Origin of the sequence: Sporomusa sp. (assembly GCF_035561255.1) — a bacterium.
Lineage (GTDB): Bacteria > Bacillota > Negativicutes > Sporomusales > Sporomusaceae > Sporomusa.
The window spans coordinates 1-10,256 of record NZ_DATMXX010000211.1 but is presented as its reverse complement, the minus strand read 5'-3'; the positions used below and the strand labels follow the sequence as shown (position 1 = coordinate 10,256).

Here is a 10,256-nt window from a genome sequence, read left to right as displayed (position 1 = left end):
CATCTATCAGGTAATTATATTGCTTTTGATAGATTGATTCCTTTTTTTTGATGCGAAAGGAGGGAAGATATTGGCAGGGCCAGATGTTTTATCGCAAACCGAGATTGATGAACTACTATCAGCTTTGTCTACCGGTGTTGTAACCGCTGAGGAAATAAAAACCGAACAAAAGCAGCGCAAAATTAAAACCTACGATTTTAAGCGCCCGGATAAGTTTTCTAAGGATCAAATACGTACTATTTATATGTTGCACGAAAACTTTGCCCGGCTGATTAATACCTATCTTTCAGCACATCTTCGTACTCTTATTCATATTGATGTTGCTTCAGTTGATCAGTTAACATATGAAGAATTTATTCGGTCAATGCCAAACCCTAGCGTTATCAGTATCTTTCAGATGCGACCGCTTAAAGGTAATGCAATATTAGAGATGAATCCTAATATTGTACTAGCTATTATTGACAGGTTATTTGGCGGACCAGGCCTGCCACCGGCTAAGCCGCGGTCATTGACTGATATCGAGGAAGCTATTATCAGGCGCGTAATCAATAAGTGCATGGAGAGTATGCAGGAAGCCTGGAAACAGGTAGTAACAATTGAACCTCGTATGGAGGCACTTGAGACTAATCCGCAGTTTACTCAGATTGTTCCACCTAATGATATGGTAGTACTTATTACACTTCAAGCAAAAATTGGTCAGGCAGAGGGGTTAATGAACATTTGCATTCCTTATCTGGTACTTGAACCAATTATGTCTAAATTGACTACAAGCTTTTGGGTGTCTGCATCTGCGGCAAAACAGGCGTCGCCGGAATCAATCAGTGTTTTGCAACGAAAGCTGGAGAAAACCATGATTCCTGCAATTGTTGAACTTGGGCGGGCTACTGTCACCGTTCATGAATTATTAGATCTAGGTGTGGGTGATGTGCTTCAGTTGGAAACTAAAGCTGAAAATGAATTAAGTGTAATTATTGGCAACCGGGAAAAATTTAAGTGTAAACCCGGCTTAGTCGGTCATAAAAATGCAGTACAAATTACTCAAGTAATTTCCCAAGGAGATGATAATGATGAGTGACGGATTTCTGTCCCAGGAAGAAATAGACGCTTTGCTACGAGGCGAACCAGTTGCAGCCTCGCCATCTCCGGCTGGGTCTGATTTGTCAGATATCGAAAAAGACGCTTTAGGTGAAATTGGCAATATATCGATGGGCACAGCCGCGACTACTTTGTCAGTGCTTTTAGGCAGACGGGTATCAATTACTACCCCCAAGGTATCAATATCGAATCTTAATGAGATAAAACGTCAGTATCCACTTCCATACTTAGTTATTGAAGTAGGCTATACGCATGGATTATTAGGAACAAATATACTTGCTATGCGCGAGCAGGATGCACTGATTATTGCCGATTTAATGATGGGTGGAGATGGCTCAAACCCGCCGTCAGAGTTGAATGAACTGTATATGAGTGCTGTTAGTGAATCGATGAATCAAATGATGGGTTCTACAGCAACCTCAATATCTACCATTTTTAAAAAGAAAGTAGATATAGCTCCACCGAAGGTTAATTTGCTGGATTTCGCACTAGACCCTAATGTTACTAATATTATTGCCGGTGATGACGCATTGGTACGCGTGTCTTTCCGGATGGAAGTAGAAGACCTTATTGACAGTGAGCTTATGCAGATAATGCCGCTTAATGTTGCTAAGGAAATGGTGGAGAACCTAATGAGTGCTGTTCAATCAGCAGCGCCCCCGACACCTTCACCGGCAGCACCTCCCAAACCTGCAGTTTCACCACAAGTATCGCCTGCCTATGCTCAAACAGTGCCACAGCCTAAACAGCAGCCTGATCAGAATGTTGCAGTACAACCGGTTCAGTTTGCGCCTTTAAAAGCGGCAGGTATGTCTGGCACTGATGCTAATATTAATCTTATTATGGATGTACCGCTCCAGATTACGGTTGAATTAGGGCGAACCCGTAAACTGATTCGCGACATTCTGGAATTGACACCAGGTTCAGTTGTTGAGCTTGATAAACTTGCTGGCGAGCCTGTGGATATTCTAGTGAATGGTAAACTTATTGCCAAAGGTGAAGTTGTAGTCATTGATGAAAACTTTGGTGTGAGGATTACCGATATAATTAGTCCATTAGAAAGGGCTACTAATCTTCAATAATGCCCCGAATTTTATTTGAGATAGGAGAGGTAAGTTAAAAATGGCGATTAGAGTTTTAGTTGTGGATGACGCTGCATTTATGAGAATGATGATTAAAGATATCTTATCAAAAAATGGGTACGATGTAGTTGGCGAAGCTGAAAATGGTCTTAAAGCGTTAGAAAAATATCAGGAGCTTAAGCCTGATTTGACAACCATGGATATTACGATGCCGGAAATGGATGGGATCACAGCTGTAAAGGAAATTAAGAAAGTGGATCCTGCTGCAAAAGTTATTATGTGTAGCGCGATGGGACAACAAGCTATGGTTATTGAAGCAATTCAATCTGGAGCGCGTGACTTCATTGTCAAGCCGTTCCAGCCTGATCGCGTCCTTGAGGCTGTACGCAAGGCCGTTGGTTAGTCAGGATACTCAATGGTAAAACATCTCCATTACTGTAGAATGATCCTTATATTTTTTAGCATCATATTATTGCTTGCAAATCACGGGCTGGCCGCTGGGGAAACGGGTGAATATCTTAAATATCAGGAACCACAGCCGCCAGCGTCTTCTTGGCTTTCGGCCAGTGGTTATGTTGTCTCGTTACTTCTAACCTTTCTCTTAGTTCTTGGCCTCGCCTATTTGACATCTCGCTTTTTAGCGAAAAAAATAAACGGTCCTGCAGGGCTTAATAACGGGAAAATCCATACCACACTTTCTTTAGGACCTAACCGTGCTGTTTATGTGGTGGAGATAGCAGGTAAGTTTATGGTATTGGGTGTTACTGAACAAACTATTTCACTGCTCAAGGAAATTACTGACCCGGAAGATATTGAACATCTTAAGAATCCAGTAAATATTGTTTTACCGCCTGAGCAGTTTGATAATATTTTTCATCGCCAGCTGCTTGCACTTAAGCAAATGAATAAGAAATTTCCCGTTGTTTTTGGCTTAGACACTCATGAAATAAACGAGAAGGAGCATGAAAACGATAGTAGGAAGAGGTAAGAAGAGTGTCAAAATATGTTGGTTATTTTAAAACATGGAAGAATTATTTTTGGTTGCTGCCTGTAGCTTTTTTAGCGTTTTGGCCGGCAACTGCCGGGGCAGCACCGCTGATTCCTATTCCTAATATTAATATTGGGGTAGAGCAGGCCAATACTCCGCAGGAGATAGCGCTTAGTCTGCAGATTTTCTTGACATTAACTGTACTTTCACTCGCACCTTCGATTCTGGTTATGATGACTTCTTTTACTAGAATCATTGTGGTTTTGTCGTTTTTGCGCAGCGCACTGGGGACACAGCAAATGCCGCCAAATCAAATCTTAGTTGGACTTGCTTTGTTTTTAACTTTTTTTACTATGTCACCATATTTTGATCAGGTAAATAAGAGTGCATTACAGCCCATGCTTGATGGAACAATTAATCAGGAAACTGCTATTACCGAGGCTGTAAAGCCGATGCGGGAGTTTATGTTTAAACAAACCCGTGAGAACGACTTGGCTTTGTTTGTTAATCTATCAGAAATGCCACGGCCAAATTCACCTGAAGATGTTCCAACATCTGTAGTAATCCCAGCTTTTGTTATTAGTGAACTTAAAACTGCGTTTCAAATTGGTTTTTTAATATATATTCCTTTTATTGTGATCGATATGGTAGTGGCTAGTACTCTTATGGCAATGGGCATGATGATGGTACCGCCGGTTATGATATCGTTGCCGTTTAAGATTCTATTATTTATATTAGTCGATGGCTGGCATTTAATTATCCGGTCATTGGTTACTAGTTTTAACTAGGGGGGCGCTTATGTCGGGTGATATGGCCATCCAGATTGGGCGTGACGCATTAGCCATGGTCATGCTGGTTTCAGCCCCCATGCTGGGTCTGGGTCTGTTGGTTGGTATTCTTGTAAGCATATTTCAAGCGACGACTCAAATCCAGGAGCAGTCACTGGCGTTTATTCCTAAGATTATTGCCGTCTTTGTTGCCATTTTGGTTTTTGGACCGTGGATGCTTAGCCTGATTGTTGATTATACGAGAGATATATTTTTAAGTTTACCTAATATAATACGTTAGCTAAAAGGAGGCCGGAATCCTATACCTTAGATAGGTGGTCGAAAATATTGGACTTATTTACTTTACTACAAAATCAGTTAGGATTGTTCTTACTGATTTTTGCCCGGATTAGCGGGATTTTTTCTTCAGCCCCTATATTTGGTGCCCGCAATGTTCCGACAACAGTCAAAGCAGGGTTATCGTTGATTATATCTTATATTTTACTGCCGCTTTTGATTAGGCCGGACTTTAATTCGCCAGATGCTTTTTTACCCTATATAGCACTGGTAATTGGCGAATTTTTAATTGGGTTAATTCTGGGCTTTGCCTGCTCTTTTATTTTCTATGGAATACAAATGGCTGGTTCACTCCTGGATACGCAGATTGGTTTTGGCATGGTTAACGTTCTTGATCCCCAGTTTGGACAGCAGGTGCCACTTGTCGGCAATTTTAAGTATATTTTAGCATTATTAGTATTTCTGGCAAGCAATGGACATCATCTCTTTCTTGCCGCGGTATTTCAAAGCTTTAAGCTGATTCCAGTAAGTCTGGGGGTTTTTCGCCCTGATATGGCTAATATTGTGGTTGATATGGTTGCAGGAATTTTTATAATTGCCCTTAAAATCAGTTTACCGGTATTAGTATCACTGCTGCTTACCGATGTGGCGCTTGGGATTTTAGCCCGTACCATGCCTCAAATGAATATTTTCGTTGTTGGCGTGCCGGGCAAAATCATTGTCGGCATTTTTGTACTATCTTTAGCTTTACCGTTTTATATTGGTTTTTTGGAGGTCGTTTTTAATGGCACTTTTCGCGATATTTACCGCCTCCTGGCTACCTTTGCACCTGTTTAAAGATTGCAGGTATAAATTAGATACTTTCGATTTACAGTTGTTTGCTGGCGAAAAAACAGAGGACGCTACCCCCAAACGTAAAGAAGAGGCTAAACAAAAAGGCCAGGTGGCTAAAAGTACTGATATGAGTGCAGTATTTGTCATGATGGCTGCTTTCTATACACTTAAACTATTGGGATCTGGAGTGTACACTGAATTAGCTGATTGCATGACAGGGATTTTTTCTGGTTTGACAACAACAGATTTTACTATTAATTCTGTTCATATATTGTTTTTAAAGCTAGCTCTTGTTTTTTTAAATACATCTTTACCAATTCTCTTGGTCATTTTAGTAGTTTCAATAGCTGTTAACTACATGCAGGTTGGCTTTATTTTTTCAACTAATGTTTTAATGCCTGATTTCAATAAAATTAACCCTTTATCTGGTTTTCAGCGGCTATTTTCCAAACGATCGCTTGTGGAGCTTGGAAAAGCTATTTTTAAGGTTTCTATTATTGGGTACTTTATTTACCGGTTCGCCGTTATCCAGACATCGGATATTCCGAAATTGATTAGCATGGAGTTGATTGACTCACTTAAACTTGCTGGTTCATTAACTATTGACTTAGCTTTTCAGATTATAAGTGTCATGATGGTTTTGGCCGCTTTCGATTATTTTTATCAGTGGTGGGAACATAATCAAAGCCTTAAAATGTCGAAGCAGGAAATAAAAGAAGAATTCAAACAAACTGAGGGTAATCCACAAATTAAAGGCAAAATTAAAGAAAAACAACGGGCTATTGCTATGCGGCGAATGATGCAGGAAATACCTAAAGCAGATGTTGTAGTGACTAATCCCACGCATTTGGCGATTGCCCTAAAGTATGATAAGAATATGTCTGCACCGGTAGTTGTAGCAAAAGGCCAGGATTTCTTGGCTGAGCGCATCAAGCAGATAGCGAAGGAAAACAAAGTGGCGGTGGTAGAAAACAAACCATTGGCCCGGGCGCTCTACCCAGTTGTTGAAATTGGCAATGTTATACCACCTGAGTTATATCAGGCAGTTGCAGAAGTTTTAGCTTATGTGTATCGATTAAAAAAACGCCTGTCCTAATATAAGGAGCGATAAATAATGGCTGCTCAACAATCTACGCTGTTTGCAGGTCTGGAAAAATATAGTGATATTATGGTATCAGTGGCTATTATTACTATTGTAGTCATGATGATTATTCCGCTACCAACCCTACTCCTTGATCTGCTTTTGACACTGAATATTACCCTGGCTTTAATTATTGTTATGGTAGCTATTTACAATATAGAGCCACTGGAGTTTTCAGTATTCCCATCACTCCTTTTAATAACAACTCTGTTTCGTCTGGCACTTAATGTGTCTTCAACACGCCTTATTTTACTTGATGGTCATGCTGGCGAGGTCATCGCCGCTTTTGGTAATTTCGTAGTTGGTGGTAATGCTGTAGTTGGTTTTATCGTTTTTATAATCTTGATTATTATTCAGTTTATTGTAATTACCAAAGGTGCTGAGCGTGTTGCCGAGGTTGCAGCTCGTTTTACCCTGGATGCTATGCCCGGTAAACAAATGAGTATCGACGCCGACCTTAATGCCGGCCTTATTAGTGATAAGGACGCTCGTGACCGCCGTAAGAATATTCAGCGGGAGGCAGATTTTTATGGCGCTATGGACGGGGCAAGTAAATTTGTTAAAGGTGATGCGATTGCCGCAATTATTATTATTGTCATTAATATTGTCGGTGGGTTTATTATTGGTATGTTACAACGTGACATGGATGTTTTACACGCGCTGCAGACCTACACTTTATTAACAGTTGGTGAGGGATTGGTTAATCAGATCCCGGCATTGTTAATTTCTACTGCTACCGGCATTGTCGTAACCCGAGCAGCCTCTGAGGCTAATTTGGGTAAAGATCTTACCCGTCAAATTATCAATAATCCACGTGTGTTCTTTATTGCTTCTGGTGTTTTGGGTCTGCTAGGTATAATTCCGGGATTGCCAGGAACCCCGTTTCTTGTGATGAGTCTTATTACCGGCGGTGTTGGATATGCCCTTATCAGGACTCAACAGTCTGAGGTTCAAATGGAAATGTCTCAGCAGGAAGAAAAAGAGAAAGAAGAGGTAAGAAAGCCGGAAAATATTATTTCCTTGCTGCAAGTTGACCCTATGGAGCTGGAGATTGGCTATAGCCTGATTCCACTGGTAGATGTTAGTCAGGGCGGTGATTTGCTGGACCGGGTGGTTATGATTCGCCGTCAGTGCGCTTTGGAACTTGGGCTTATTGTTCCAACCATCAGGATACGAGATAATATTCAGCTCAAACCAAATATTTATGTGATAAAATTAAAAGGGATTGAAATTGCCAGGGGTGAGTTAATGCTTGATCATTTTCTGGCTATGGATTCAGGGGCAGCCTTTGAACCGGTACCAGGAATTGAAACTGTAGAACCTGCTTTTGGGTTACCTGCTCTTTGGATTCAGGAATCATACCGTGAGCAAGCCGAACTTGCCGGCTATACTGTTGTTGATCCGGTGTCAGTGTTGGCTACCCATCTTACTGAAATTATTAAATCGTATGCTGCTGAAATCCTGGGACGACAGGAAGTACAGACCTTAATTGAGTCTGTGAAGCAGAACAATGCGGCAGTTGTTGATGAATTGACACCAAATCTTCTATCGCTTGGCGAAATACAAAAGGTACTTTCTAATTTGCTGCGCGAGAAAATTTCTATCAGAGACTTGGTAACAATCTTTGAAACATTAGCCGATTATGCTCAGCTATCGAAAGACACCGAGGTTTTAACCGAATATGTCCGGCACGCCCTGGCTCGTCAGATATCTAAGCAGTTTGTAAACAATAATATTTTGACTTGCCTGACTGTTGATCCGCAGCTGGAGAATACGATTATTAACTCTGTGCAGCGTACTGAGCAAGGCTCATATGTAGCGCTAGAACCGCAAACATCACAAGCACTTATCACCGCGCTTACAAACGAGCTTCCGAAGCTTACCAATATGGGTTATCAACCGGTAGTACTTACAAGCCCGGGAGCTAGATTATACTTTCGTAAATTAACAGAACGTGTGGCGCCAAATCTCACTATTTTGTCATATGCTGAATTAAATCCGAAAATCGAGGTGCAGGCGCTAGGGATGGTGAGGGTGTAGCTTGAAGGTTAAATTATTTACAGCACAAAATATGGCGGAAGCGATGACTCAAGTAAAGCAGGACCTAGGTAGAGATGCCGTTATTTTGCATACCCGCCGCTTTAAAAAAGGTGGAGTTATGGGTTTTTTCGGCAAAGAGATGGTGGAAGTTATGGCTGCGGTAGACTCAACTGCAGCTCCTGTTGCTGAAAAGAAAATGCAGATAGTCTTGCCGCCAGCTGCTGATGATACTCAATTAACTGCGCTTCAACTTGAAATGTCTAATATGAGGAAGATAATGGAGCAGATGTTATACCAGCTACCGGAACACGGCAAACAATCCTCGCCACTCCAGGATTTATTAATAAAAAATGATATCGAACCGCTTATTGCCGCTAAACTAGTAAAAGGGTTACCGGAAGAGCAATCAATTGCTGGTAGTGACCAGGGGACTGTCCGTAAACTGCTGTTTGAACGAATTGTTGATTATTTACAAAAAACAAGTGGTATTGATATATCACCGACAGGCTGTAAAACCGTCGCTTTGATTGGTCCGACCGGTGTTGGCAAAACGACTACAATTGCTAAACTGGCTGCTAATTTTGCCTTAAAAGAAGGGCATAAAGTCGCGTTAATAACAGCTGATACATATCGTATTGCCGCCGTTGAACAACTAAAGACGTACGGCGATATTATCGGGATTCCGATCGAGACGGTGTATTCACCTGATGAGCTTAAGGAAGCTATGTGCCGGCACAATGACAAAAACCTGGTCTTAATTGATACTGCCGGCCGCAGTCCAAGTAATTACTATCAACTGGCCGAGCTGCAGGCTTTGTTAGCTGTAGATCCGTCTATTGAGACCCACCTTGTGCTAAGTACTGCTACTAAGTACCGGGATGCCTTAGAAATAGTTAATAAATTTTCAGTTTGTTCACCACAGAAGCTCTTATTTACTAAGGTGGACGAAGCAAGCAGTGTGGGAACAATTTTTAATCTGCTATATCACTTTCCCGCAACGGTATCTTATGTGACTACCGGACAAAGTGTTCCTGATGATATTGAGTTGGCTAGTTCCACTAAATTGGCAAATATGATTTTGAGGGAATAAAAAATGAGTGATCAAGCTGCGAAACTACGACAAATGGCACTAAACTCCTCGATCCTCAAAAGTCCGATTAAGCAAGGTTCTAAAAGTCGGGTAATTACCGTTACCAGTGGTAAAGGCGGTGTTGGGAAAACCAACTTTACTGTAAACCTGGCACTGGCTTTAGCGGGGCTTGGACAAAAGATATTGGTGATTGATGCCGATTTTGGGATGTCTAATGTTGAGGTTGTTCTGGGTTGTTCATCCCGGTATAGCGTTCTTAATCTATTGGAAGACGGACTCAATATCACTGACGTTGTTACAGTAGGGCCGCGCGGCATTAAGTTTATGGCCGGCGGCTCGGGAATGTATCAGCTGGCTAATCTGAGTGATGCCCATCTACAGCATATTGTGTCTCAGATATCTTTATTTGACAACTGGGCGGATATTGTCCTCGTTGATACCGGTGCCGGCCTCAGCCGAAATGTCTTGAACTTTGTTATGGCTGCCGACGAGGTTATTATTATTACGACCCCGGAGCCTACGGCGATTACCGATGCCTACGCAATGATGAAAGCCTACGGGGTCCAAAACGGGGTTGCGCCGCTTAGGTTAGTCGTTAATCGCATCGTAGATCTTGATGAGGGTCAGATGGTTGTTGACAAATTAATTAGTGTTTCCCAGAGGTTTCTTGATGTATCAGTCAACAATCTTGGCTATGTATATGAAGACCGCAATCTGGTTAAAGCCGTTAAAAAGCAGGTCCCACTGTTAGTGTCGTTTCCGGAGGCCATATCGTCCCGGTGTATTGAGAATATTGCCCAGCGCTTACTCTACGGCGAAACCACGCAACGGCCACGGGGTATGAGAGGATTTTTTCGCAAATTTTTAGAATTTATAGGGTAGTTCCTCAAAAGTGAGGAGGGGGTTCTAATTAGTATTAAAT

At 41.6% G+C, this 10,256-nt stretch carries 11 protein-coding genes; all 11 read left to right on the top strand.

Going from position 1 to position 10,256, the window contains the following annotated elements:
• The first annotated feature begins 70 nt into the window (after positions 1-70).
• Genes fliM through VN379_RS11580 form a run of 11 tightly spaced genes read left to right on the top strand, consistent with a single transcriptional unit; the run spans position 71 to position 10,216 of the window.
• Positions 71-1,075 carry a flagellar motor switch protein FliM gene (gene fliM, locus VN379_RS11630; protein WP_325533964.1) on the top strand — a complete coding sequence of 335 codons (1,005 nt, stop codon included), beginning with the start codon at positions 71-73 and terminating at the stop codon, positions 1,073-1,075.
• The gene (gene fliY, locus VN379_RS11625) at positions 1,068-2,177 is read left to right on the top strand and encodes a flagellar motor switch phosphatase FliY (protein ID WP_325533968.1); all 1,110 of its coding nucleotides are present in this window, start codon (positions 1,068-1,070) and stop codon (positions 2,175-2,177) included. The genes fliM and fliY overlap by 8 nt, the downstream gene beginning before the upstream one ends.
• Positions 2,178-2,217: 40 nt before the next feature.
• The gene (locus tag VN379_RS11620) at positions 2,218-2,580 is read left to right on the top strand and encodes a response regulator (RefSeq protein ID WP_325533962.1); all 363 of its coding nucleotides are present in this window, start codon (positions 2,218-2,220) and stop codon (positions 2,578-2,580) included.
• Positions 2,581-2,592: 12 nt separating this feature from the next.
• Entirely contained in the window at positions 2,593-3,165 is a 573-nt protein-coding gene (gene fliO, locus VN379_RS11615) for a flagellar biosynthetic protein FliO (protein ID WP_325533960.1), read from the top strand.
• A 53-nt stretch (positions 3,166-3,218) separates the two neighbouring features.
• A complete protein-coding gene (gene fliP / locus VN379_RS11610) occupies positions 3,219-3,953 on the top strand; it encodes a flagellar type III secretion system pore protein FliP (protein ID WP_325533966.1) in 735 nt (244 codons plus the stop codon).
• Between the two features lie 10 nt (positions 3,954-3,963).
• Positions 3,964-4,233 carry a flagellar biosynthesis protein FliQ gene (gene fliQ, locus VN379_RS11605; protein ID WP_325533958.1) on the top strand — a complete coding sequence of 90 codons (270 nt, stop codon included), beginning with the start codon at positions 3,964-3,966 and terminating at the stop codon, positions 4,231-4,233.
• A 47-nt stretch (positions 4,234-4,280) separates the two neighbouring features.
• On the top strand, positions 4,281-5,066 hold the full coding sequence (gene fliR, locus VN379_RS11600; protein ID WP_325533956.1) for a flagellar biosynthetic protein FliR: 786 nt from the start codon (positions 4,281-4,283) through the stop codon (positions 5,064-5,066).
• Positions 5,053-6,159: a flagellar biosynthesis protein FlhB gene (gene flhB, locus VN379_RS11595; protein WP_325533954.1), complete on the top strand. Its 1,107-nt coding sequence runs from the start codon at positions 5,053-5,055 to the stop codon at positions 6,157-6,159. Before fliR ends, flhB begins: the two co-directional genes overlap by 14 nt.
• A gap of 18 nt (positions 6,160-6,177) precedes the next feature.
• Positions 6,178-8,244 (top strand): flagellar biosynthesis protein FlhA, encoded by a 2,067-nt coding sequence (gene flhA / locus VN379_RS11590; protein ID WP_325533952.1) that lies wholly within the window; start codon positions 6,178-6,180, stop codon positions 8,242-8,244.
• Position 8,245: 1 nt separating this feature from the next.
• Positions 8,246-9,334, top strand: coding sequence for a flagellar biosynthesis protein FlhF (gene flhF, locus VN379_RS11585; RefSeq protein WP_325533950.1), 1,089 nt, complete (start codon positions 8,246-8,248; stop codon positions 9,332-9,334).
• 3 nt (positions 9,335-9,337) lie between these two features.
• Complete coding sequence (locus tag VN379_RS11580; RefSeq protein ID WP_325533948.1) at positions 9,338-10,216, top strand: MinD/ParA family protein; 879 nt, start codon at positions 9,338-9,340, stop codon at positions 10,214-10,216.
• Positions 10,217-10,256 lie beyond the last annotated feature (40 nt).